Here is a 23,172-nt window from a genome sequence, read left to right on the forward strand (position 1 = left end):
AGCGCCGACTTGCGCCGCGCCGTCCAACGTTTGATCTCTTCGTCCATCACTTGGCTCATCGTGCTCTCCTCAAAAGGTAGCACCTGAGCAGGAAATCACTGGGTCATTACAAGTGGACCAACTACCTGTGGCTAAGAGTGAGCTGGTCTGGATAGTGCGCAGAAACCAAATCTACTACGTCCACGGCGATCATCTCGGCCGTCCCGAGCTCGCTACCAATGCCGTAAAGGCGATCGTATGGCGGGCGGACAACTTTGCGTTTGACCGGCGCGTCACGCAAGACAGCATCGGTGGCCTGAACATTGGGTTCCCGGGCCAGTGCTACGATCGAGAGACGAACCTCTGGTACAACATCAATCGTTACTATGACGCAAGGACGGGGCGATATACGCAAAGCGATCCCATTGGTTTGGCGGGTGGATTGAATACCTATGGATACGTAGGTGGGAATCCTATCTCAAGGGCTGATCCCTCAGGCCTCGATTTCTTGGTGATCGGTGGCGGTGTGCGTGATGGAACTCGAGGGAATGTCTTTGGGCACGTTGGCTTGGCTATTTCCGGGCATGGCATGTTTAGTTATGGCAACGACACCCCGTTGGGGAGCTCTGTTACTGGCTATCTGCAAAGCCAAAGTGCCGTTCGAAATCAAACTGTCGTTCTACTTCCCGCAACCGCAGTGCAGAATGCTCGTGCTGCTTACTCTTTGGTGTTAAATCATCCAGATATGAATGGAGTGGGCTACTTAGACAATTGCGCTGTCAGGACGAATGAGGGAATCTTGGCTGGCGGGATGCCAAATCTTGAGACGCCTTTTCCAGGCGGTTTGACGCGGGCGGCAGGTGCGCTGCCTGGTGCTCAGACGTTCTTCATTCCACAGGGCGGCCCTATCCCTCAGGGGCTGCTGAACATCCTGCCTGGATTTGAGCCTGGAAGATAGAGAATGAAAAAAATATTGGCTTTTTTTGTTCTCGGGTTTGTAGTTCTGTATATATCCTCATGCTCTTTTGTTTCTAAAAGGAATTCGCGTGCATTTGATGCGATAAGTTTCGGAGACGATCGGCGCATGGTTATCCAAGCGTTAGGTGATCCCGATGTAAGAGAGCTTCCGGAGAAACTGTTCGTGCGATATGCCTCCAAGCCCTGCAGTGGGAGTTGCAAGGAGCGTTTATGGTTCGAGAATAAAATGAGCTTTGGGATGGAGGCTTGGTCGGTCGAGCTAAGTGCGGATGGGGAAGTTGTGCATAAAGCCCACTGGCATTCGCCCTAAGTGTGGGGCTGGCGGTAATGTGAGTTTTACTTCTCTAAGAGCCCGTGTCTTGATGGGTTGGCCGAGGGGCGCATGTCAATTTTTCTGCGCAGGCGTACCAATTGCTATCGCTGTTGAGTCAAAGGGAAGCCGATGTTGCGGGTGTTCTGGGGCAAAAGTCGTGAGTAATAGAAGCTAGAGCTGCGCTGCTCCTGCGCGAGGCTTTTGAATTCGCGAAGTAAGAACTCGTCCAGATGCCGTGATCGTTGCGCGAGTTATTCAGGCTCACTATTGTGAGCGCGCAGTCGCCGTGCGAGCCTACGGCTCCAGCACCCAATCGTTATGCCCCGGGTGATAGGTCGGGTGCTCCTTCATGTAGGCCTTCACTTCATCCATAGCATCGGCTTCGCGCTTGAAGTCCGCCTTGCGCTTGTCCGGGTCGAGGAAGGTGACGTAAGTCGGCGCGCCGCGGTTCTTCTCCCACTCCTGCTTGAAGTGCGCGAACTCGTCGCGGTGGAAGTCGAAGATGCTGCGGTCTTCCGGCGCCTGGCGGCCGCCCCAGTCAGAGCTCTTGAGTGCCCGGGCGTTCTTGACGTGGTCGTTGTGCAGGTTGTCGAACTCGCCCAGCGTGGTGCGTGCGTAGTCGTATTTGACGTTCCAGTCCGACTGCATGACGCCGTCGTCGGCCAGTGCGTTGAACCAGTCGTGCTGTTCGTTGGCGGTCTTCTTGGCCTTGGCGTTGCCTGTGAACACCGAGATCAGCTCGGAGACGGCGGTGAGCACGAAGCCCACCGGGCCTGCACCGCGTGCGATCGCGCCGGCGATGCGCTGGCCGGCCACCGCGGCGCCTTCGCCGCCGGCGGCGGCCAGGAACCGGTTCACGCCCGGACGCAGTTGGCCGTCCTTGGTCAGTTCGCCGACGATGCCGGTGAGCGCATCGGTCGAGCCGGAAATGACGCCGAGTACGCCGGCGGCCCGGTCGGCATCGGAGTCGGCATCGCCCAGGCCCATGCCGCCGGTGACGACACCGAGCATGCCGGTCGCGTGGCCGTTCAGCTTGGAGGCCACCTTCATTGTCGCGTCCACGCGCCGGTCGAACTTGCTGTCGCTGGCATCGCCCAGTCGGTCCTTGAGGCCGTCGGCGATCTTGTCCTGGTCCGGGACGGCGAGCTTGCCGGGGCCGTGGGGCGCGTCGGCAACTGCGTTGCGATAGGTGCGGGTAGCGTGATTGGTGTGGACGCTCTCCAGCCCCAGGCGCTTGGTGTCCTCGTTGCGCATGCCCAGTAGATCGGTCGCCGAGCCGTCGAGGGTCGAGGCCACGTTCTTGAGCAGGGTGGGCCCGCTTTCGAGCGATGCGGCCATGCCCAGCACGCCACCCACGGTGCCGAGGATTTCCTCGGGCGTTTCGCCCAGGCCGTCGCTCACCAGCGAGCGGATCGTCTGGGTCATGCCGATCGCACCGGTGACGGCCGGCAGCAGGCCGTTCGAGGACAGGTCGCTGACCAGGCTGCGCATGTCGGACTGGGCGCGCTTGTCGCTGGCGAACATGGTGTCGGAGAAGACCTGGTCGATGTCGTCGTGCCCGCCGTTGCGCATGCCGTCGAGCAGCTTGGAGAAGTCCTGTTTGACGGTGTCGTCGGCCTTCAGCACGCTGTCGAGCTTGCCTGCCATGTCGAAGGGCAGTTCCGCCTTGCCGATGCCGTTCTTGATCGCACCCAGGCCCGCGTCCACCGCATCCACGCGCGCCTCCGAGCTCACGAGCTCGGGATCGGCGAAGACCGTGTCGATCTCGCCGGCCAGCGCATTGAGCGCGAAGGTCTGGCCGGCTTCGCCGGCGCGTTCGGGGTCGATCAGCGCCAGTTGCGAGAGTGCGTCCTCGACGTCGGCTTTCGCCAGTGGGCGTTCGCTTGCGTCGAGCTGGTTGGCTTCCTTCACGTAGTCGGCGCTGCCGACGACCTTTTCCAGGCGATCGGCCAGCTTGTTGCGCTCGTCTTCCGGCACCTTGCCGACGGCCTCGGTGAGCTTGGATTGGTAGAGTTCGGCGACCTGTTCGTTGCGCATCGCCGAATCGAGTTCGCGATTGACCGCGCGCTCGTCGAAGATCTCCTGCATGTCCGCTTGCTCGAGTCGGACAAGGTTCTCGGTGCGAGTCCGGGTGCTCTTGAACGCACCGCTGATGCGGTCCTCGTAGACCGGATGGATCGGGCGTCCGTTGGTGACCGCGCTGCGCGCTTCGACCAGGCGCAGGAACTGGGCCTGGGCGCTGCCGTCGTAGAGGTCGCTGCGCCCTTTGATCTCGTCGATCGTCAGCTTCATCGCGGCCTCGCCGACGCTGAGCTTTTCGCCGTCCTGTTCGACGTCGGTCTTCAGGGCGAACAGGTCGGTGTCCTTGCTCGCGGGCAGGCGCGCGTTCTCGCGGGTCTGGTCGACAGTGCCTTGGCCGTCATCGAGATACTTGCGCTCGGCCAGCGCGTGCAGGTCCGGGGCGTCCGAGGGGCTGACCGCCAGCTTGTCCCCTCCCTTGGTGTCCACGCGCAGCCAGCCGTCGTCGAACTCGCCGGGGTAGGACACTTGCTTGATGTCGTCGTAGACCACGTCCTCCTTGGCCCCGGCCACCTTGTAGCCGTCCTCGGTCACAGACTTCGGGGCGGCCCTGTCTTTGTCCTTGTCGTCGTCGGGGGCCGGCTTGCGCGCGCGCTCGTCGACCTTGTCGGTATCGATGAACTCCGATGCGCGGCTCTCGTCGATGTGGCCATCGGCATAGCCGCGCTCGACACTGTCGACGACGCGCTTGCGATCGCTGTCGTCGATGCGGCCCTGGTCGACCAGCTTGTCGAGGCGGTCGCTCTGCAGCCAGGAGCCGAGCGCGCCCTTGTCGCGTTCGAACACCACGCCCATGAACCGGCCGCGATCGTTGTCGTCCAGGCCACTGAGGAACCGGTCGTCGGTGGCCAGGGCCGCAAGCCGCTTGTCGTAGTCGTCCTTGCGCGCGCGGCGTTCGCCGACGTCGTGCAGCGACTTGTGCAGGTCGACGAGGTCGTCCTTGCTCGGTGCGTCCGATGGCCGGTCGCTCGCCTTGTCCACCTTGGCGGTGTCGATGAACTCCGACGCCTTGTCCGGCTCCACATGCTGGTCGACGTAGCCGCGCTCGACGGCATCGACCACCCGCTGCCGGTCGTTCTCGCCGAGCCGGCCGTCGTCGACCAGCTTGTCGAGACGATCGCTCTGCAGCCAGGATTTCAGCGCGCCCTTGTCGCGGTCCAGGATCGCGCCCAGGAAGCGCCCGCGGTCCTCCTGGCTCAGCGTGGGCAGGAATTCGGAGGCCAGCGCCTGCAGGCGGCGGTCGTAGTCGTCCTTCTTGCCGCTGCGCTCGCCGACATCGTGCAGCGCTTTTGCCAGTTCGGTGAGTTCGGCACGGCTGGGTGAGGTGTAGTCGGCCGGTACGCTGGAGGTGTCGGAGACGCGGGCTGCGTTGATACCATCGATCGCCATCGGTGTGCTCCCTGGCAGGAATGGGCAACGCGCCCATCAGGGCGCGTCCTCCATTGTCCAGAGACATGTGGGGCGCGCGAGCTAGGGACACCCCCTAACCCAGACGTCGTAGTTCGCCAAACGCGTCACATTCAGTCTCCGGAACGCGGGCGCAAGTCGGAGGTCCGTCGCAGCAGTGCGAGCCCGGCGAGGCTTGCCGTCGACATGGCCAGGGCATACGCCACGAGCGGCCAGGGGGTCGCGCCATTGAACGTCAGCACCGACAAGGTCCCCAATCCGCTGACGATCAGGCTCTGGATGGCGTAGTACAGGGCGACGGCGGTGCCGGCCGCATCCGCGAAATCGCCGAGGGCGCCATTTGCGGTCACGGACACGACCAGCACGATGCCCACGCACATCACCCACATCGGCATGACGAAGCTGACGAAGCCGGGCTCGATCGATGCCGCACACGCGGCCAGGACGATCGCGCCGAAGGCGATGGTGCAACTTCCTCGTACAAAGCAGCCCTGGATGCCCCAGCGTCGCACGCATGCCGGGATGGCGCGCGTGGTGAGGATCATCGCCAGCGCTGCCGTGGAGAAGGCCAGGCTGAATTTGATCTGGCTCCAACCCGCGCCGGCCATCAGGACCCGGGGCGCGATGGAGAAGAACACGAAGAAGCTGCCCATGGCGGTGCCGAATCCGAGCGTATAGACCCAGAAGGCCCGGTTGCGCAGGATCGATGCAAGGCGCGGGCCTTGGGTCGACGTGGTCACGGGCCGGGTTTCGTGCCAGCGCGGCCAGGCGCGCACCAGTGCGAGGACCGCCATCGCACCGAGCAGGACGAAGATCGCCCGCCATCCCAAGGCCAACGCCACCACGGCGCCCAGAATCGGGCCCAACGCGGGCACGAACGCCAGGATCGCGCTGAACACGCCGTAGAGGGTCGTGCTTTCGGGCTTGTCGGCATACACGTCGCGCACCGTGGCGAACGTGCCCACGAGGGCGGCGGATGCGCCCAGGGCCTGGATCACACGCAGCAGCAGGAATTGGCTCCCGCTACTGGCTACGGCCAGCAACAAGGACGCGAGCGCATAGGCAACGGCCCCGCCGAGCACGACGGGGCGACGCCCGATCCGGTCCGAGAGTGGGCCGAAGAGGAGTTGGCCCACGCCCAGAATCAGGATGTAGGCGCTGAGCGTGAGTTGGATGATCCCCGGCGATGTGGCCAGCGCGGCCGGCATCTGCGGCACCACCGGCAGGTAGACATCCATCGCCAGTGAGGCGAGCAGATCGAACGGGACCATCAACAGCAACGTCGATGGCACGGAGTAGGCCCAGGTGGGCGAGTTGTTGTCGGACATGGCAAAGCCCCCGCGCAGAGTGGAATCTGGCGGCGATCTGCCTGCTCGTGGATTCGAGATCGAGGAAAGACCGCCGCAACGACTGGTCGAACACGTCGTTGCGGCTTAGCGATCTGTGGAAGGGCCTGCTGCCATGCCGGGGATGCCTGAAGGCGCGATTGAACTGCAGACTCTAGTCAACATCGGTTGCGAACTCCAGGCAGGTGCAAGCTGGGTCCTCAGCCGCATGTGAAAGATGGCGGCGGAGCAGCGGCTATCGCGGACCATCGTGGTCGGCGTGAGGCTATTCAAATACAGTGAGCGTCGGGTATCGCGCGACGCGGTGGGAAGAGTGAAGGCGACATATAGGTGGATTCCGCTGCTGCCAGTGTTACTACTGATGCAATCCTGCTCGGAGGTCGCGCTTGAAGACGTCAGTGACGAACCTGCGTACAGCGTTCTGGTCGGCAGGCGGTACGAAATCGTGGGCGCCATCAATGCCTACGGGATCAGGGCGCACTCCGGCGCTGCTACGAGTTACGTCGCTCTGATTCCCCCGCCCGGCGTCGGCGGGTCGGAGGTGGCGTATCGGCGGCGGCTGACGCTTGGCTCGCAGATCCAAGTTGAAAAGGTCTTCGAGACGAATCGCTGGTTCGATTGCGGAGTTGCTCTGCGTGTGCGTCTCGAGGATGGGTCAGAATTTAGCGAATTGGTCAGGGTTGAGTTGAACCGGGGCAATGAAAGCGAATCGTGCCGAGACCTCAATCCTGCGATCTACAGAGCGCTGGGTTGACGCAACCTAGTTGCGAGTGGCCCATTAGTCAGCAGATCTCGATCCACGTCTGGCGGCAGACAAGCGGCACCGGCGCCGTGTCCCGCGCGAGATCGAACAGGCGACTGGCACCGTCGGCTGGCCCCAACGCGCATGCTGCTGATGCAGCATGCGACATTGGAGGATGCATGCGTCGAGTAGTGCCAGCTCGCCATCCCTGAGCCAGGCAGCGATCTTCGTTAGCCGGACTTCAGTGGGTTGCGTCTCGCCAGCTGATGTCCGGCCATGTCTGCGACGGGCATTGCGCTTGGACATCGTTCACGCCCTTGTATCGGCAGGCCGGCGCTCGCGCCGATGCGCCCAGCGGTACAGCACGGGCAGCACCAGCAGGGTCAGCAGGGTCGAGGACACGATGCCGCCGATGACGACGGTGGCCAGCGGGCGTTGGACTTCCGCGCCGGCGCCGACGTTGAAGGCCATCGGCACGAAGCCGAGCGAGGCGACGAGGGCGGTCATCAGCACCGGGCGCAGGCGGGTCAGGGCGCCGTCGCGGATCGCCGTCGCGAGCGGCAGGCCGTCGGCGCGCAGGCGGCGGATGAAGCCCACCAGCACCAGGCCGTTGAGGACGGCCACGCCCGACAGCGCGATGAAGCCCACGCCGGCAGAAATCGACAGCGGGATGCCGCGCGCCGCGAGCGCCAGCACGCCGCCGGTCAGTGCCAGCGGCACGCCGCTGAACACCACCAGTGCGTCGCGCAGCGATCCGAACGCCAGGAACAGCAGGACCAGGATCGCAGCCAGCGTCGCCGGCACCACCAGGCGCAGGCGCTGGCCGGCCGAGACCAGTTGCTCGAAGGTGCCGCCGTAGTCGATCCAGGTGCCGGTCGGCAATGGCACGCGCGCGCGTACCTGCGTCTGCAGGTCTTCGACGAAGCCGCCAAGGTCGCGGCCGCGCACGTTGGCAGTGACCACGATGCGGCGCTTGCCGTTTTCGCGAGTGATCTGGTTCGGGGCCAGCCGGGTTTCGATGTCGGCGACCTCGCGCAGCGGCACGGTGCGTGGTGCGCCCGAGGGCCCGGGGTCGTCGCGGCCGGCTTCGTCGGGCGACGGGGCGGTGCCCAGCGGGATCGGCAGATCGGCGAGCGCGGCCGGGTCCGTGCGTCGGCCCTCGGGCAGGCGCACGACGATGTCGAAGCGGCGGTCGCCCTCGAACAACTGGCCGGCGGTCTGGCCGCCGATGGCGGCGGCGACCACGCGCTGGACGTCGCCGGGATTGAGGCCGTAGCGGGCCATTGCGCGCGGGTCGGGAGCGATCTCCAGCAGTGGCAGGCCGTCGACGGCTTCGGTGCGTACGTCGGCGGCGCCGTCGATGCTGCGCAGCACGGTTTCGACCTGGCCGGCCAGGCGTTGCAGCACCTCGAGATCGTCGCCCTGGATGCGCACCGCCACGTCGCTGCGCACGCCGGAGATCAACTCGTTGAAGCGCATCTGGATCGGCTGGGTGAACTCGTAGTTGCTGCCGGGCATCGCCTGCGCCAGCGCTTCGATCTCGGCCACCAGCGTGGCGCGTGACTTGCGCGGCTGTGACCAGTCGCTACGCGGATGCAGGATGACGAAGGTGTCGGCGACCGACGGCGGCATCGGATCGTTGGCGACCTCGGCGGTGCCGATGCGCGAGAACACGTGCGCGACCTCGGGTGCTTGCAACAGGCGCCGTTCGAGCGCGCGCTGCATCGCCACCGATTGCTCGATGCCGGTGCCGGGAATGCGCATCGCATGCAGGGCGATGTCGCCTTCGTCCAGGCTCGGCACGAACTCGCTGCCCAGGCGTGTGGCCAGCCAGCCGCACCCCAGCACCAGCACTGCGGCGCCGGCGACCAGCCAGCGGCCATGGCGGAGCGCACCGTCGAGCAGCGGCGCATAGCCGCGTCGGGCGGCACGCATCGCGCGGTTCTCGTGCTCGGCCACGCGGCCGCGCAGCAGCAGGGCGATCGACGCCGGCACGAAGGTCAGCGACAGCAGCATCGCGCCGGTCAGCGCCAGCACTACGGTGATCGCCATCGGGTGGAACATCTTGCCTTCGACGCCGTCGAGTGCGAACACCGGCACGTAGACCGCGGCGATGATGCCCAGGCCGAACAGACTGGGGCGGATGACCTCGGCGGTGGCGCTGGCTGCCAGCGCATGGCGCTCGTCGGTGTCGAGCAGCCGGCCCAGCCGTTGTTGTGCCTGGCCGAAGCGGCGCAGGCAGTTCTCGACAATGATCACCGCGCCGTCGACGATCAGCCCGAAGTCCAGTGCGCCCAGGCTCATCAGGTTGCCCGAGACGCCGCCCTGGCGCATGCCGATGATGGTGAACAGCATCGTCAGCGGGATCACCAGCGCGGTGAGCAGCGCGGCGCGCGCGTTGCCCAGCAGCAGGAACAGCACCACGATCACCAGCAGCGCGCCTTCGATCAGGTTGCGGGACACGGTGCGGACGGTGCGGTCGACCAGGGCCGTGCGGTCGTACACCGCGGTCGCGTGCACGCCGGCCGGCAGGCTGGCGTTGGCGGCCTCCAGCCGCGCGGCCGCGGCGCGTGCGACGGTGCGGCTGTTCTCGCCGACCAGCATGAACACCGTGCCCAGCACGACCTCGCCGCCGTCCTTGGTCGCGGCCCCGGTGCGCAGTTCGCGGCCTTCGCCGACGTCCGCGACATCGCGCACGCGCAGCGGCACGCCGTCGCGCCGGACCAGCACGATGTTGCCGATCGCCGCGATGTCGGCGACCTGCCCAGGCACGCGTACCAGCAGTTGCTGGCCGTTGCGCTCGATGTAGCCGGCGCCGACGTTGCGGGTATTGGCCTCGATCGCGGCGACGATGTCGTCGAAGCGCACGTCGAGCGCGACCAGCCGCGCCGGGTCGGGCGTGACGTGGATCTGCCGTGCGAAGCCGCCCACGGTGTCGACTTCGGTGATGCCCGGCACGGTGCGCAGCTGCGGGCGGATCACCCAGTCCTGCAGCGTGCGCAGGTCGGTCGCGGTGTAGGCGCTGCCATCGGGCTTGCGCGCGCCCGCTTCGGCCTCGACGGTGTACATGAAGATCTCGCCCAGGCCCGTGGCCGCGGGGCCGAGCGTGGGCTCGATCCCGTCGGGCACCTGGCCGCGGACCTGCTGCAGCCGTTCGGCCACCTGCTGGCGTGCGAAGTACAGGTCGGTGCCGTCCTCGAAGACCACGGTCACCTGCGACAGGCCGTAGGCCGACAGCGACCGGGTGTGGTCGAGGCGCGGCAGGCCGGCGAGTGCGGTTTCGATCGGGAAGGTGATGCGTTGCTCGGTCTCCAGCGGGGCGTAGCCGGGGGCGGCGGTGGTGACCTGCACCTGCACGTTGGTGATGTCGGGCGTGGCGTCGATCGGCAATCGCAGGAAGCTCCAGACGCCGGCGGCGATCAGCGCAAGCGTGGCCAGCAGGACCAGCCAGCGATGGCGAATGGCCAGGTGGATCATCGACTCAAGCATCCGGGCGCGCTCCGTGCAGGGCCGATGCGGCGGCGGGCGCGGTCGCTCGCTGCGCGTGTCCGCGAGTGCGGCGCAGCGTGGGATGCATCGTGTCAGTGCGCATGGGTCGCCCCCGCTTTTTCGAGGTCGGCCTTGAGCGTGTAGCTCTGCGCGACCACCACATCGTCACCTGCGGCGATGCCGTCGAGAATCTCGACCTGCTGTGCATCGCGGCGGCCCAGCGACACCGGTCGCGCTTCGTAGCGCTCGCCTTCGCGCACGAACACCACATCGCGCGCGTCCATGCGTTGCAGTGCGCTCAGTGGGACCACGAGCGCGGCCTGCTGCAGGGAGACGGTGACCTGCGCGCGGACCGCGGCGCCTGGGCGCCATTGGCCGTCGGCGTTGTCCAGGCGCGCGCGCGACACCGTGCTCTGGCTGGCGGTCGCGGTGGCGGGCAGGACGCGCTCGATGCGGGTCTGCGCGGTCGCACCGTCGCCGAGCCGGGTGATCGTGACCGGCGAGCCGGGCGCGAGGTGTTCTGCATCGCGGCCGTAGACGTGCAGGTCCACCCACAGCGTCGACAGGTCGGCGATCTGGTAGAGCACCGCGCCTTCGCTGGCGACCTGTCCGACCGCGGCGTCGCGCGCGAGCACGGTGCCTCCGATCGGCGCGGTCACGGTGTAGGACGACAGGCTGAGGTTGCTGTCGATGGTCGCCAGCGGCTGGCCGGCACGCACGACATCGCCCAGTTCGGCATGCAGGCGGCGGATCGGCCCGGGAAAGCGGGCGGTGACGCGGGCATTGCCGGTCTCGAGCGTGGTCAGCAGGCCCTGCACTTCGTGCTGGTCGGCGATCGTGCCGGGCCCGGCGGGTGCGGTGCGCAGGCCGATGTCGCGTGCGATCGCGTCGGGCACGACGAGGGCGGTGTCGTGGCCGTGCGCGTCTTCGTCGGCTCCAGCGTGCGGGTCGTCGTGGTCGGCAGCGCTAGCGGTGGGGGCGCTGTCGGGCGCGCCGCAACCGGCCAGCGCCATCAACAGCAGCAGGGCCAGTGCGCGGGCGGGCAATCGGGTCGTCATCGAGTGTCTCCGGTGGTGGCAGGCCGCGCGAGCGGCTCGCCGGTCAGGCGCTGGAGTTCGATCAGCGCACGTTGGGCGGCTTCGGCGGCGTCGAGTTGTTGGCGCAGCGCGTCGCGGCGGGCGTCGAGCAGCTGCGCCCATTCGAGGTAGGTGGCAGCGCCCGCGGCCCAGGCGCGTTCGGTCTGGGCCAGGGCGCGCGCCAGCTGCGGCAGCACGTCGGCCTGCAGCCGTTGCACCTGCGTACGCTCGACGAGGTAACGGCCGTGCGCCTCGGCCAGCGTGGCCTGCAGTGCGCGATCGCCGGCCTCGCGTTCGACCGAGAGCAGCGCCAGTTCGGCTTGGGCGGCGCGGATCTCCGGCTGCGCGCGTGCGCCGCTGCCCAGCGGCACCGTGAGGCTGCCCAGCAGCGAGACGTCGCGGGTGTCCTGGCTGCGGCGCACGCCCAACTGCCAGCCGACATCGGGCGTGCGCGCGCTGCGCGCCAGTTGCAGCCGGGCCTCTGCGATGCGGCGTTGGTCGCCGAATCGGCGCAGTTCGGGCGTGCGCTCGAGCAGGGCGCGCAGGTCGGCGAACGTGGCGATCTCCGGCAGCGCCAGGGGATCGGTGTCGGTCACGGCGAAATCCGCCTCGGGCGTGCCCCAGAGCATCGCCAGGCTGCGGCGTGCGGCGTCGCCTTCGGCTTGCGCGCGCGCGCGGCGCAGCTCGGCCTGGGCTTGCATCGCCTGCGCGGCGAGCGCGACCGCCTCGGGGGCGGCGCCGGCTTCGAAGCGACGGCGTGCGGCCGCGACCACGCGGGCCTGCTCGGCGATCTCGTCGTCGGCCAGGCGGCGTTGTCGCGCCGCGACCACGGCGGTCAGATAGCGGCGCGCGGTCTCGGCGAGCAGGTCCACCCGCGCCGCTTCGCGCTGGAGCGCGAGCGCATCGATCCGGGTTTGCGCCAACGCGCGGCGCGCGTCCGGCTTGCCGCCGCGCTCGAACACGCCAGCCAGCGTCAAGGTCGCTTCCAGGGTGCTTGTGGGCGCGTCGGGCACCAGGTTCTCGATCTCGATGCCCGCTTCCAGCGGTGGACGCTGCGCGGCGAGATCGCGCTCGGCGGCGAGCACCGCGCCGCGGCCATCGACCAGGCGCAGGTCGGGATGGGCCTCGGCGACGCGCACGAACGCCGCGTCCAGGGTCAGGACCTGCACCGCCGCGGGGGCGGGCGTCATCGGGACAGCGAGTGCAGCAGAAGGCGCCGCCTGCGCCGGCACAAGGCACGGCGCGACGGCGAGGGCGGCGCAGGCCGCCAGTCGCAACAGCATGGGACACACTCCGATCGTGAGCGCCGGCCGTGATGGACCGACGGCAACGTAGGGGGCGGGCAGGCCACATAGACGCGCCTGCCCGGGCCTCAGGACCGCTGGCAGGGACCTCGGGCGAGGTGTCGAGGCAGGGGCGGGTGCGGACGTGCGCTCAGGTCGGCGCCGCACTCGTGTGCGCGGCGGCCTGCGGTGGCGCGTCTTGGCGGGAGACGTGACGTGGCCTGTCGGCCCGCGTCACGGCGCCGGACGGCGACGTGCGTCGGGCACCCGATACCGCCCGGCACGTAATGCGCGCGGACGCCAGCGGGCTCAGGCGGCGATCGGGGGACGCAGCAGGCGTTCGTGGCGGCGGGTCGGGGCGTCGCCGGGGTGCGGATAGGCAGGTCGGACCACGACCAGCGGGGCCAGGGCGGGCAGTACCGGCGGCAGCGCCGGGGTATGCGCGCCGCAACCGGCGCAGTGGGCGACCGCATGCAGCAGGTCGCCATCGTCGGCGTGGGCGTGTGCGGTCGCGTCGTGCTCGGTGGCGGTCTCGCCGCGGACGAGCTCGTAGGTGTTGCCCATCGCCACCATCACCGGCGCGATCGCCAGGCCCAGCACCAGCAGCGCCAGCAGCAGCCGGCGCGACCAGGACAGGCGGTTTCGGGACAGGGGCATCCGCGCAGCCTAGAGGCAAGGCGCGGCGTTACACAATTCCAGGCTCAGTCGCGCGGACCGCGCAGTCGTTCGAGCACGCCGTCGAGCGCTTCGAGGTTGCCGTAGTGGATCACCAGCCGGCCCTTGTTGCCGCGGCCGTTGGCGATCGAGACCCGCGTGCCCAGGGTCTCCGACAGTTCGTTCTCCAGCGAGACGATGTCGGCCTGCGGGCGGGCCTTGCTGCGTGCGGCGCTGCGGCCGTTGCCGCCCGGCACCCGGCCGGCGGCGAACTGCTGCGCGCGGTGCTCGACCTCGCGCACCGACCAGCCGTGCTCGACCGCCTCGCTGGCGAGCTTGCTGGCCAGCTCCGGCGAGAGCGTGAGCAGTGCGCGCGCATGCCCCATCTCCAACTGCTTGGACTCGACCAGGATGCGGATCGCCGGCGGCAGTTCGAGCAGGCGCAGCAGGTTGGACACCGCCGCGCGCGAGCGACCGACGGCCTCGGCGGCCTGGGCGTGGGTGAGGTCGAACTCGTCGATCAGTCGCTGCAGCGCCTGGGCTTCCTCCAGTGGGTTGAGGTCCTCGCGCTGGATGTTCTCGATCAGCGCCATCGCCACGACCGTGCGGTCTTCGACGTTGCGCACGACCACCGGCACGTCGGCCAGGCCGGCCTGCTTGGAGGCGCGCCAGCGGCGTTCGCCGGCGATGATCTCGTAGGTGCGGTCGGGCAGCTCGCGCACGACGATGGGCTGGATCACACCCTGGGCGCGGATCGATTCGGCCAGTTCGGTGAGCTTGTCCGGGTCCCAGTGCTTGCGCGGCTGGTAGCGGCCTGCGGTCAGCGCATCGATCGGCAGCGTGCGCAGGGTGTCGGTCTCGGTGGCCTCCAGGCTCGGCGCCTCGGCGGCGGCCTTGGGGCCGAGCAGCGCTTCGAGGCCGCGTCCCAGGCCGCGCTTCTTGGCGGGCGTCTTGGCGGTACTCATGCCGGCGTATCCATGGCGGTGGATTCCTTGTGCGTCTGGGTCCGCTCGCGTTCGCGGCGGAGGATCTCGCCGGCCAGGCCGAGGTAGGCGATGGCGCCGCGCGATGACCGGTCGTAGCCGACGATACTCTGGCCGTGGCTCGGCGCCTCGGCAACGCGCACGTTGCGCGGCACGATGGTCCGGAACACCTGATCGCCGAAATGCCCGGTCAGCTCGGCGGAGACCGCATTGGCCAGGTTGTTGCGCACGTCGAACATGGTGCGCAGCACGCCTTCGATCTCGAGCGAGGGGTTGAGGTTCTGCTTGAGGGCGTCGATCGTCTGCAGCAGCGCCGACAGGCCCTCGAGCGCGTAGTACTCGCACTGCATCGGCACCAGCACCGAATCGGCTGCGGTCAGCGCATTGAGCGTGAGCAGCGACAGTGCTGGCGGGCAGTCGATGATGATGAAGTCGTAGCGCGGGCGCAGCGGCGCCAGCGCGCGCTTGAGGCGCTGCTCGCGTTCCCCGGCGTCCATCAGCTCGACCTCGGCCGCGGTCAGGTCGGTGTTGCCGGGAATCAGGTCGACCTCTTCCTCGGTCTGCACGATCGCGTCCATCGCCTCGACCTCGCCCAGCAGCACGTCGCAGGTGGAGACCGGCACGATCGACTTGTCGATGCCGCAGCCCATCGTTGCGTTGCCCTGCGAGTCGAGGTCGACCAGCAGCACGCGCTTGGGCGTGCGGGCCAGCGCTGCGGCCAGGTTGACCGCCGTGGTCGTCTTTCCGACGCCGCCTTTCTGGTTGGCGATGGCGATGATGCGGGCCATGGGCTCCGGGCGCGGTTGAGGACGGGAGCCGGGCGCCGCGGGCGGCGTCCGGAGGGGGATTATGCCCTAAGGCGGGCAGGGGGTCGGGCGCGCCGGCCGGCGCGGACGCGGTTCAGGCGGCAGCGGCGCCGGGTGCGCGGGCGACCACGACAAGGTGCCGGTCGGCGTCCAGGCCGGGCACCCGCAACGGGTGCACCGCCTCGAGTTGCCAGCCGGCGGGCAGTGCGGCGATCTCGTCGTCGGGCCGTTGGCCCTTCATCGCCAGCAGCCGGCCGGCGTCGGCCAGCAGGTGGCCGCCGGCGGCGAGGATGTCGGGCAGTGTGGCGAGCGCGCGTGCGGTGATCGCGGCGAATGCGCCAGGCCGGTCGACCGCCTCGATCCGGGACTCGGCCACCTCGGCGTTGCCCAGCCCGAGTTGGCGCACCGCCTCGCGCAGGAAGCGCGCCTTCTTGCCATTGGATTCGACCAGGGTCACCCGCAGCGCGGGCAGCGCGATCGCCAGCGGGATGCCGGGCAGGCCGGGACCGGTGCCCAGGTCGGCGAGCGTCGGCAGCTCGGCCGCGTAGGGCGTCATCGCCAGCGAGTCGAGCAGGTGGCGCACGACCATCTCGCGTGGCTCGCGGATCGCCGTGAGGTTGTAGGTGCGGTTCCAGCGCGCGAGCAGCGCGAGGTAGTCGAGCAGCGGCCCGGCCAGGGTCGGGTCCAGGGCGAGGGCGCGCAGGCCGGCGTCGAGTTCGGCGCGCAGCGCGGGGTCGTGGGCGGTGGTCATGGCCGGCATTGTAGAAGCCGCGGCCGCCAGGCCAGCGTCGCCAGGTAGCCGGGCAGCGGCGAGAACGCCTGGAGGCGCCAGTCGCCCGGACGGCCGAGTGCGGGATCGCAGGCCACCAACGACCAGTACCCCTCGACGGCCGCGAACGTCAGCCGGTCCAGGCCGAACGACAGCCCGTGGCCGTGGGCCTTGAGCACGGCTTCCTTCGCGCACCACAGGCGCACGAAGGCGGTTTCGGCGTCGTCAGGCGGCAGACGGGCGAGTGCGTCTGCCTCTTCGCGGGCGAAGAACCGCCGCGCCAGCGCCATCGCCTGTGGCCGCGGACGCAGCCATTCGATATCGATGCCGACATCGACGCCATCGCCGAGCGCGACCGCGAGCGCCTCCCCGCTGTGGCTCCAATTGATGTCGAATCGGGTCGGGGGGTCGCCAGACGCGTCGGTGGCGACCCGCAGCTGCGGCCGGCCGCGGGCGTCGCGGCTCAGGTCGATCCGGGCAGCGTCGATCGCCAGCTCGGTGGCCAGCCACGGGCGGAGCAGAGTTTCGGCCGATTGGCCGCGGCGGTAGTCGCGCCAGGCGCAGCGGACGGGGCCTGTACGCAGGCTGCTATATGGGCTGAACATCCGCACTTGGCATGCCGCGGGGCGTCCAGCGTAAGCTAAAACGTCGGATACGCGATGCCGCCGGGGCGCGCGGGCCAGGTCACGAGGAGCGCAGCGCGGATGTCGGCAGTCGTTTGGGAACAGGGGGGCGTGGGGGAGGCGCAGGCTGCCGGGCAGCTGCCGCTGGCCGTCGGCGAGGGCGCGCGCGCGGTCGCGTTCGGCGGACAAGGCCCGGTGCCGCTGGCGACGTTCCTGGCGCACGTGCGCGGCGTGGCCGCGATGCTGCCCGACGCGCCATGCGCGCTGAACCTGTGCGAGGACCGCTACCGCTTCCTGGTCGCATTCTGCGCGGTCGCGCTGCGCGGGCAGACGACGCTGCTGCCGCCTTCGCGCACGCGCGGGGCGATCGACGACGTGCGGGCACGTCATCCCGACAGCTACTGCGTCGGCGATCGCGGCGACTGCGGCTGCGAGGCCGACGGCGCCACCTCGGGCGCGATGCCGCCGCATTACCTGCGCCTGCCCGAGGTCCTGCCCCTGGCGTTCGCCGACGACATGCCCACACTCGTTGCCGATGCGGTGGTCGCGATCGGTTTCACCTCCGGCAGCACCGGCGTGCCGACCGCCAATGCCAAGACCTGGGGCAGCTTTTACGCCAGCACCAAGCAGAACCTGGCGGCGCTGGCCGACCTGCACGACGCCACGCTCCCCGTTGTCGCGACGGTGCCGCCGCAGCACATGTACGGCATGGAGATGTCGGTGCTGCTCCCGTTGCTGGGCGACGTGGCGGTGCATGGCGCGCGGCCGTTCTTCCCCGAGGACATCGCCGCGGCGCTGCGCGATGCGCCGGCGCCGGCGCTGCTGGTGACCACACCGGTCCACCTGCGCACGCTGGTCGACTCGGGCGTGGCGCTGCCGCCGCTGGCCGCGATCGCCACTGCGACCGCGCCGCTGCCGCAGGCGCTGGCCGCGCAGGCCGAGGCGCGCTTCGGCTGCGAGGTGCGCGAACTGTTCGGCTCGACCGAGACCTGCATCTTCGCCCGCCGCCGGACCGCCTGCGAGACCGCCTGGACGCCGTTCGCCGGCGTGCGCCTGCAGCCGGTGCCCGACGGCACGCTGGTGACCGCGCCGCACCTGCCCGAGCCGCGGATGCTGGCCGACATCGTCGAGCTCGACGCGCAGGGGCGGTTCGTGTTGCGCGGGCGTCAGGCCGACATGATCGAAATCGCCGGTAAGCGCGCGTCGCTGGCCGACCTCACCCGCCGGCTGCTGGCGATCGAGGGCGTGCGCGATGGCGTGATCTGCCAGGCGACGACCGCCGATGCCTATGGGGTGCGGCGGATCGCGGCGGTCGTGGTCGCCGATCCTGGGCTCGACGACGCGACGCTGCTGGCCGCGCTGCGCGAGAGCACCGATCCGGTGTTCCTGCCGCGGCGCTTGCGCCGGGTGGATGCGCTGCCGCGCAACGAGACCGGCAAGCTGCCGCGCGCCGCGCTGGACGCTCTGCTCGGCGACGCAGTGGCCTAAGCGCGTCGTCTGTGTGCTGACGGCCGCCGGCGAGCCCGGCGGTTCCCTTTCGCAGTTGGAGGTTGGCTGGCATGGAACCGACGTCGTTCTGGTCCTGGGTGTTCTATCTGTTCGTCGGCGGCATCGCCGGCTGGCTGGCGAGCCTGCTGACGCGCAGCCGCGGTCAGGGCATCGTGCTCAATGTGGTCGTCGGCATCGTCGGCGGCTTCATCGGCGGCTGGCTGTTGCCCAGGATCGGGCTGAACGTCGGCGGCGGCTGGCTCGGCTTCCTGGTCACCGCCTTCCTCGGCGCGGTGATTTTGCTGGCGATCGTCAACCTGTTCCGCCGCTGACCCCACAACCAGGGTCAGAGTCAATTTTTAAAACCGGGGTCAGAGTGCAATTCTGCGAGGCGAAATTGCACTCTGACCCCGGTTTTGGAGCCGGGTCGGTGCGGCGCGTGTTGTCTGCGTCTTCGCGCGGCTACGGATCCAGCCGCAGCTCGACCCAGGCCGGTGCGTGATCGCTGGGCCGGTCCCAGGTGCGCGGCTCGCGGTCGATCCCGGAGGCCAGCGCGCGGTCGCGCAGGGCGTCGGAGACCAGGGTCAGGTCGATGCGCAGGCCGAGGTCGCGGCGGAACGCGGCCTGGCGGTAGTCCCACCAGCTGAACATCCCGCCCTGCGCGTGGTGCAGCCGGAACGCGTCGTGCAGGCCCAGTGCCTGCAGCCGGCGCAGGGCATCGCGCTCGGCGCTCGAGGTGAGGATGTGGCTGTCGTTCCAGACCTCGGGGTCGTGCACGTCGCGCGCATCGGGCGCGATGTTGAAGTCGCCCAGCACCACCAGCTGCGGATGGGCTGTCAGTTCGCGTGCGACCCAGTCGTGCACCGCCTCGAGCCAGCGCAGCTTGTAGGCGTACTTTTCGGTGCCCACGTCCTGGCCGTTGACGACATAGAGGTCGATCACGCGCACGCCGTCGATCGTCGCCGCGATCGCACGCTTCTGGTCGTCCTCGAAGCCAGGGATGCCGATCTGGACGTCGACGATCGCGCGCTCGCGCGCCAGCAGCGCGACGCCGTTGTAGGTCTTCTGGCCGGAAAACACGCTGCGGTAGCCGAGCGCGGCAAGCGCCGAGTCGGGGAACTTCGCGTCCTCGAGCTTGGTTTCCTGCAACCCGACGATGTCCGGCTGCGCCTCGCGCAGCCACTGCTCGAGGTGCGGCAGGCGGACATTGAGCGAATTGACGTTCCAGCTGGCGATCTTCATTCAGTGGGTCACTTGTTGATGTCTTGGAGAGGCCGGGGGCCTGGTGCGACAACGCGAGCGCGACATCCTATGCGCCAAGCACCATAAAGCATAATTATCGGGATTGGCTAATAATTTCTAAATATGCGCTGATTCCGATATTGCCAATTTATCGCGATTGGCGCATAGTCTTGAGCCAAGGAGACCGCGATGCACGACTTGGCCCGTACCCCCAAGCAGATCGGCGCCACCATCCGCCGTCACCGCAAGCGCCTTGCCATGAGCCAGCGCGCGCTGGGTGAGCGCGTCGGCCTGCGACAGGAGACGATCTCGTTGATCGAGACCGGCAATCCGGCGACCCGGCTCGACACGGTGCTCGCCGTGCTGGCGGCACTCGATCTGGAACTGCGGATCGCCGCCCGCAGCCGTGGGGCCAACCCCCTGGACCTGGTCTGAGCATGGCCCGGGCACGCCGACATCCGCCGCTACGCGTCTACCAGAACGACCGGCTGGTCGGACATCTGCAAAAAGAGCCCAGCGGCGCGATCGAGTTCCGTTACGACCGCGCGTGGCTGGACCGCGGCAGCAAGGCCTTCCCGGTCTCGCTGTCGCTACCTTTGCGCGAGGACCCCTGGCGGGGTGAGCCGGTCGTCGCGGTGTTCGAGAACCTGTTGCCGGACTCGGACGAGCTACGAAAGCGCGTGGCCGAGAAGGTCGGTGCTGCCGGCATCGATGCCTACAGCCTGCTGGCCGAGATCGGCCGGGACTGCATCGGCGCCCTGCAGTTCATCGCCGGTGATGCGGCGCCGATCGATACGTCGCGGCTTTCGGGCGAAGCGGTCGACGAGGCGGCCATCGAACAACTGCTCAAATCGCTGGCGCAGGCCCCGTTGGGGCTGCGCCGGGATGACGACTTCCGGATCTCGGTTGCCGGCGCGCAGGAGAAGACCGCGCTGCTGCAGTTGGACGGACAATGGCTGAAGCCGCATGGCACCACGCCGACCACGCATCTGATCAAGCCGCAGATCGGCCAATTGCCCAATGGCATCGATCTGTCCAACAGCGTCGAGAACGAGTTCTACTGCCTCCGCTTGCTCGGCCACCTCGGTTTGCCGGTCGCCCATGCGGAGATCGTGACGTTCGGTCAGACCAAGGCATTGGTCGTCCAGCGTTTCGACCGCGTCTGGAGCCAAGGCCGCCTGGTTCGTCTGCCGCAGGAGGATTGTTGCCAGGCGTTGTCCGTTCCGCCGGCGCGCAAGTATCAGAGTCACGGCGGTCCTGGCTTCGTGGCAATCGCGGACCTATTGAAGGGCGCCGACGCGCCCGCCGACGATCACCGCACATTGCTCCAGGCGCAATTGATCTTCTGGCTGATGGGTGCAACCGACAGCCACGCCAAGAACTTCAGCATCTTCCTGCACCCGGGCGGCGGCTATGCGTTGACCCCGATGTACGACGTGCTCACGGCGCAGCTCAGCCTCGATGCGAGGCAGATCGAACGCAAGCAGATGAAGCTCGCCATGTCGGTCGGCCACCACAATCATTACCGCATCGACGAGATCCAAACCCGGCACTTCTTCCAGACGGGCGACGCGGCGGGACTGGCGCCCTCGCTGGTGCGCCATGCGATCGAAGACATCGCCGCCCGAGTGGATGCTGCGCTGGCGTCGCTCGAACGCGCACTGCCCGCGGACTTTCCGGCGGCGCTGCACGCGTCCGTCAGCGGAGGCGTCGGGCGCCGGATGCGTGTGCTACTGGCGGGTCTGAACAGCTAGGACACGCGTAGGGGCGTGGCACTGCCGCATCAGGCCGTGCCGTGGCGCCGTGCATCGCCCACCGCTGGTTCGCACCGTGCGGTTCAGCGGACCGTCCGAATGCCGCTCAACGCGCGCTGTCGGACGCGTGCATGCGCAGCGTTGCGGTGGTGCCACCGCCCGGCGCCGAGTCGATCTCCAGCGCCCAGCCCAGGTGTTCGCAGACCCGGGCGATCAGTTCCAGGCCGATGCCGTCGCCCACGGGGGCCGCGCTGCGCGCCATGCGCGAGTAGATCGTGCTGATCTGCTCGGGCGACATGCCGTGGCCCGGGTCGCGGATGACGACGGTCGCATCGGCATGCAGGACGATTTCGATGCGGCCGTCGTCGCTGTGTTCGATCGCGTTGCGCAGCAGGTTGCCTACCGTCGCGCGAACCACGCCGGGCGGGGCGAGGATCGTGCACGGTTGCGGCACGTGCACGACGATCTCCAGGGCCTTGTCGCGGGTGAGGTGGCGGTGGTCGTCGACGATCGCCGGCAGCAAGGCCGACAGCTCGATCGGTTGCCCGGCCTGCAGCAGGCGCGCCGGATCCTTCGCCAAGGCCAGCAGCAGTGCGATCAGGCGGTCCATGTCGTGGGCCGTGTGCCGGATGCGCCGCAGTTGGTGCGCAGTCGTGGCGGGCACGTCGGGGACATCGAGTGCCAGTTCGGCGGCCCCCGACATCACCGCCACCGGCGTGCGCAACTCGTGGCTGGCGGTACGGATGAACGCCCGCTCGCGCTCGACGAAGCGCTCGTTGCGCTGCAGGTAGTCGTTGAGCGCGGCGGCGATGACCTCCAGTTCCGAGCTGGCCTGCGGCCCGGGCACGACGCGTTGTCCGGCGCGGTCGGGCGATAGTTCGGCGATGTCGCGCGCCAGCGTCGTCAGCGGGCGCAGAGCGCGTCCCAGTCCGACGGCCGTCACTGCGCCCATCACCAACACCATGAGCACCGATGAGCCGAGGATCAACAACGTCAGCCGGTCCTCTTCGCGTTCCATCTCGGTGATGTCCAGCGTCAGCACATGGCGCACGCCATCGACATGCTCCACCAGTGCCAGCATTTCGGCGCCGTCCGCGAACTTGATCTCGTGGATCCCATCGGGCAGCCCACGTGTTTCTGGCAGCGCGTCGGCCTCGTCCACGTACAGCCGCAGGCTGTCGGAGTCGCTCCACCGATAGTCCGGGTCGCTGCTGCGTCGCTTCAGGTGCTGGGTGAACTCGGTGCGCAGCATCGAATCCCAGAGCAGGCTCTCGGCGTACTCGTTGACCAGCAGGCCGTGCAGCGACACGGCGGCGGCCAGCAGCAGCGCATAGGCCGCCAGCCAGTAGAGGATGCGGGTGCGCAGGCTGCGGGTCCGGCTCATCCGGGCACGCACGCATCACTCGGTGCGACGAGCCGGTAGCCGTAGCGCGGGAGCGTGCGGATCAGCTTGACTGCGAATGGGCCGTCGACGCTGCGGCGCAGGTCGTAGACGTGCGAACGGAGCATGTCGCCATCGGGCGGTGCGTCCCCCCACAGCGCGTGCTCCAGGAGCCGGCGCTCGACCGCCGCGGGGCTGGCCTGCATCAGCATCTCGAGCAGTTTGCGCCCGGCCGGGTACAGGTGCAGGACCTGGCCGGCACGTGTGGCCTCCAGGGTATCCAGGTCCAGGCGCAGGTCGTGGATCTGCAGCGCACGCGGACTGCGCCGGCCGCCTGCGCGCGCGAGCACGGCATCGAGCCGGACCTCGAGCTCGGGCAGCGCGAAGGGCTTGGTCAGGTAGTCGTCGGCGCCAGCGCGAAAGCCGACGAGCTTGTCGTGCAGGTCGTCGCGCGCGGTGAGCATGATCACCGGCGTGTCGATCGCATGCTCGCGCAGCCGCTGCAGCAGCGTGCAGCCATCCAGTCGCGGCAGCATCCAGTCCAGGATGATCGCGTCGTAGCGCTGGGTCACCGCCAGATGCAGGCCGACGATGCCGTCCGGCGCGGCGTCCATCTCATGGCCGCGCGGCTCGAAATACTCGAACAGATTGCCGACGAGGTTGCGGTTGTCCTCGACCACGAGCAGTCGCATCGGTTATTCCTACGGCAGCGAGTCCGGCATCCGCGTCCGATGATACGACCGGCGGCTGACGGGTTACGACAGATTTCCGACATCTTTC

At 68.5% G+C, this 23,172-nt stretch carries 19 protein-coding genes; 6 read left to right on the top strand and 13 right to left on the bottom strand.

The genetic code is table 11. From position 1 onward, the window contains the following. Positions 1 to 127: 127 nt before the first annotated feature. Positions 128 to 937: an RHS repeat-associated core domain-containing protein gene (locus tag ABE505_RS13510; RefSeq protein WP_346445116.1), complete on the top strand. Its 810-nt coding sequence runs from the start codon at positions 128 to 130 to the stop codon at positions 935 to 937. Between the two features lie 627 nt (positions 938 to 1,564). On the opposite strand, the gene ABE505_RS13515 is transcribed toward ABE505_RS13510, so the two are convergent. Continuing rightward, on the bottom strand, positions 1,565 to 4,738 hold the full coding sequence (locus ABE505_RS13515) for a hypothetical protein (protein WP_346445117.1): 3,174 nt from the start codon (positions 4,736 to 4,738) through the stop codon (positions 1,565 to 1,567). 131 nt (positions 4,739 to 4,869) lie between these two features. Next, the gene (gene cml / locus ABE505_RS13520; protein ID WP_346445118.1) at positions 4,870 to 6,084 is read right to left on the bottom strand and encodes a CmlA/FloR family chloramphenicol efflux MFS transporter; all 1,215 of its coding nucleotides are present in this window, start codon (positions 6,082 to 6,084) and stop codon (positions 4,870 to 4,872) included. Positions 6,085 to 6,319: 235 nt separating this feature from the next. Here cml and ABE505_RS13525 point away from each other — a divergent pair, with 235 nt between their 5' ends. Continuing rightward, the gene (locus ABE505_RS13525) at positions 6,320 to 6,856 is read left to right on the top strand and encodes a hypothetical protein (protein ID WP_346445119.1); all 537 of its coding nucleotides are present in this window, start codon (positions 6,320 to 6,322) and stop codon (positions 6,854 to 6,856) included. 297 nt (positions 6,857 to 7,153) lie between these two features. Here the strand turns inward: ABE505_RS13525 and ABE505_RS13530 are convergent, their stop codons facing one another. From ABE505_RS13530 to ABE505_RS13565, 8 genes are all read right to left on the bottom strand, one after another. Continuing rightward, positions 7,154 to 10,333, bottom strand: coding sequence for a CusA/CzcA family heavy metal efflux RND transporter (locus ABE505_RS13530; protein WP_346445120.1), 3,180 nt, complete (start codon positions 10,331 to 10,333; stop codon positions 7,154 to 7,156). Between the two features lie 92 nt (positions 10,334 to 10,425). After that, entirely contained in the window at positions 10,426 to 11,391 is a 966-nt protein-coding gene (locus tag ABE505_RS13535; RefSeq protein ID WP_346445121.1) for an efflux RND transporter periplasmic adaptor subunit, read from the bottom strand. After that, complete coding sequence (locus ABE505_RS13540) at positions 11,388 to 12,692, bottom strand: TolC family protein (RefSeq protein ID WP_346445122.1); 1,305 nt, start codon at positions 12,690 to 12,692, stop codon at positions 11,388 to 11,390. Before ABE505_RS13540 ends, ABE505_RS13535 begins: the two co-directional genes overlap by 4 nt. A gap of 309 nt (positions 12,693 to 13,001) precedes the next feature. Next, positions 13,002 to 13,349 (bottom strand): DUF2946 family protein, encoded by a 348-nt coding sequence (locus ABE505_RS13545; RefSeq protein WP_346445123.1) that lies wholly within the window; start codon positions 13,347 to 13,349, stop codon positions 13,002 to 13,004. Between the two features lie 44 nt (positions 13,350 to 13,393). After that, positions 13,394 to 14,311 carry a ParB/RepB/Spo0J family partition protein gene (locus tag ABE505_RS13550; protein ID WP_346445124.1) on the bottom strand — a complete coding sequence of 306 codons (918 nt, stop codon included), beginning with the start codon at positions 14,309 to 14,311 and terminating at the stop codon, positions 13,394 to 13,396. Beyond that, positions 14,308 to 15,117 (bottom strand): AAA family ATPase, encoded by an 810-nt coding sequence (locus ABE505_RS13555; protein ID WP_346445125.1) that lies wholly within the window; start codon positions 15,115 to 15,117, stop codon positions 14,308 to 14,310. The genes ABE505_RS13550 and ABE505_RS13555 overlap by 4 nt, the downstream gene beginning before the upstream one ends. A 112-nt stretch (positions 15,118 to 15,229) precedes the next feature. Continuing rightward, entirely contained in the window at positions 15,230 to 15,886 is a 657-nt protein-coding gene (gene rsmG / locus ABE505_RS13560; protein WP_346445126.1) for a 16S rRNA (guanine(527)-N(7))-methyltransferase RsmG, read from the bottom strand. Beyond that, the gene (locus ABE505_RS13565) at positions 15,883 to 16,509 is read right to left on the bottom strand and encodes a 4'-phosphopantetheinyl transferase superfamily protein (protein ID WP_346445127.1); all 627 of its coding nucleotides are present in this window, start codon (positions 16,507 to 16,509) and stop codon (positions 15,883 to 15,885) included. Before ABE505_RS13565 ends, rsmG begins: the two co-directional genes overlap by 4 nt. A gap of 99 nt (positions 16,510 to 16,608) precedes the next feature. On the opposite strand from ABE505_RS13565, the gene ABE505_RS13570 reads away from it, so the two are divergent. Together ABE505_RS13570 and ABE505_RS13575 are read left to right on the top strand one after the other, a co-directional pair. Continuing rightward, the gene (locus tag ABE505_RS13570) at positions 16,609 to 18,015 is read left to right on the top strand and encodes an AMP-binding protein (RefSeq protein ID WP_346445128.1); all 1,407 of its coding nucleotides are present in this window, start codon (positions 16,609 to 16,611) and stop codon (positions 18,013 to 18,015) included. A gap of 71 nt (positions 18,016 to 18,086) precedes the next feature. Then, positions 18,087 to 18,347, top strand: coding sequence for a GlsB/YeaQ/YmgE family stress response membrane protein (locus ABE505_RS13575; RefSeq protein WP_346445129.1), 261 nt, complete (start codon positions 18,087 to 18,089; stop codon positions 18,345 to 18,347). 130 nt (positions 18,348 to 18,477) lie between these two features. On the opposite strand, the gene xth is transcribed toward ABE505_RS13575, so the two are convergent. Beyond that, complete coding sequence (gene xth, locus ABE505_RS13580) at positions 18,478 to 19,257, bottom strand: exodeoxyribonuclease III (RefSeq protein ID WP_346445130.1); 780 nt, start codon at positions 19,255 to 19,257, stop codon at positions 18,478 to 18,480. Positions 19,258 to 19,446: 189 nt separating this feature from the next. On the opposite strand from xth, the gene ABE505_RS13585 reads away from it, so the two are divergent. Both ABE505_RS13585 and ABE505_RS13590 read left to right on the top strand, forming a co-directional pair. Further along, positions 19,447 to 19,692 (top strand): helix-turn-helix domain-containing protein, encoded by a 246-nt coding sequence (locus tag ABE505_RS13585; protein ID WP_346445131.1) that lies wholly within the window; start codon positions 19,447 to 19,449, stop codon positions 19,690 to 19,692. Positions 19,693 to 19,694: 2 nt separating this feature from the next. After that, positions 19,695 to 21,011 carry a type II toxin-antitoxin system HipA family toxin gene (locus ABE505_RS13590; RefSeq protein ID WP_346445132.1) on the top strand — a complete coding sequence of 439 codons (1,317 nt, stop codon included), beginning with the start codon at positions 19,695 to 19,697 and terminating at the stop codon, positions 21,009 to 21,011. A gap of 106 nt (positions 21,012 to 21,117) precedes the next feature. Here the strand turns inward: ABE505_RS13590 and ABE505_RS13595 are convergent, their stop codons facing one another. Both ABE505_RS13595 and ABE505_RS13600 read right to left on the bottom strand, forming a co-directional pair. Beyond that, positions 21,118 to 22,395, bottom strand: coding sequence for a HAMP domain-containing sensor histidine kinase (locus ABE505_RS13595; protein ID WP_346445133.1), 1,278 nt, complete (start codon positions 22,393 to 22,395; stop codon positions 21,118 to 21,120). Then, entirely contained in the window at positions 22,392 to 23,084 is a 693-nt protein-coding gene (locus ABE505_RS13600) for a response regulator transcription factor (RefSeq protein ID WP_346445134.1), read from the bottom strand. The genes ABE505_RS13595 and ABE505_RS13600 overlap by 4 nt, the downstream gene beginning before the upstream one ends. Between the last annotated feature and the right edge of the window lie 88 nt (positions 23,085 to 23,172).

Source organism: Luteimonas sp. TWI382 (assembly GCF_039674545.1).
In the GTDB taxonomy this organism is placed as follows: domain Bacteria; phylum Pseudomonadota; class Gammaproteobacteria; order Xanthomonadales; family Xanthomonadaceae; genus Luteimonas.

Bases quoted from the DNA above. Each gene is read 5' to 3' on its own strand.
- cml (WP_346445118.1), bottom strand. From the start codon at position 6,084: ATGTCCGACAACAACTCGCCCACCTGGGCCTACTCCGTGCCATCGACG.
- ABE505_RS13585 (WP_346445131.1), top strand. From the start codon at position 19,447: ATGCACGACTTGGCCCGTACCCCCAAGCAGATCGGCGCCACCATCCGC.
- ABE505_RS13545 (WP_346445123.1), bottom strand. From the start codon at position 13,349: ATGCCCCTGTCCCGAAACCGCCTGTCCTGGTCGCGCCGGCTGCTGCTG.
- ABE505_RS13595 (WP_346445133.1), bottom strand. From the start codon at position 22,395: ATGAGCCGGACCCGCAGCCTGCGCACCCGCATCCTCTACTGGCTGGCG.
- ABE505_RS13550 (WP_346445124.1), bottom strand. From the start codon at position 14,311: ATGAGTACCGCCAAGACGCCCGCCAAGAAGCGCGGCCTGGGACGCGGC.
- ABE505_RS13590 (WP_346445132.1), top strand. From the start codon at position 19,695: ATGGCCCGGGCACGCCGACATCCGCCGCTACGCGTCTACCAGAACGAC.
- ABE505_RS13555 (WP_346445125.1), bottom strand. From the start codon at position 15,117: ATGGCCCGCATCATCGCCATCGCCAACCAGAAAGGCGGCGTCGGAAAG.
- ABE505_RS13515 (WP_346445117.1), bottom strand. From the start codon at position 4,738: ATGGCGATCGATGGTATCAACGCAGCCCGCGTCTCCGACACCTCCAGC.
- ABE505_RS13575 (WP_346445129.1), top strand. From the start codon at position 18,087: ATGGAACCGACGTCGTTCTGGTCCTGGGTGTTCTATCTGTTCGTCGGC.
- ABE505_RS13600 (WP_346445134.1), bottom strand. From the start codon at position 23,084: ATGCGACTGCTCGTGGTCGAGGACAACCGCAACCTCGTCGGCAATCTG.
- ABE505_RS13530 (WP_346445120.1), bottom strand. From the start codon at position 10,333: ATGCTTGAGTCGATGATCCACCTGGCCATTCGCCATCGCTGGCTGGTC.
- ABE505_RS13535 (WP_346445121.1), bottom strand. From the start codon at position 11,391: ATGACGACCCGATTGCCCGCCCGCGCACTGGCCCTGCTGCTGTTGATG.
- rsmG (WP_346445126.1), bottom strand. From the start codon at position 15,886: ATGACCACCGCCCACGACCCCGCGCTGCGCGCCGAACTCGACGCCGGC.
- xth (WP_346445130.1), bottom strand. From the start codon at position 19,257: ATGAAGATCGCCAGCTGGAACGTCAATTCGCTCAATGTCCGCCTGCCG.
- ABE505_RS13565 (WP_346445127.1), bottom strand. From the start codon at position 16,509: ATGTTCAGCCCATATAGCAGCCTGCGTACAGGCCCCGTCCGCTGCGCC.
- ABE505_RS13540 (WP_346445122.1), bottom strand. From the start codon at position 12,692: ATGCTGTTGCGACTGGCGGCCTGCGCCGCCCTCGCCGTCGCGCCGTGC.
- ABE505_RS13570 (WP_346445128.1), top strand. From the start codon at position 16,609: ATGTCGGCAGTCGTTTGGGAACAGGGGGGCGTGGGGGAGGCGCAGGCT.
- ABE505_RS13525 (WP_346445119.1), top strand. From the start codon at position 6,320: ATGGCGGCGGAGCAGCGGCTATCGCGGACCATCGTGGTCGGCGTGAGG.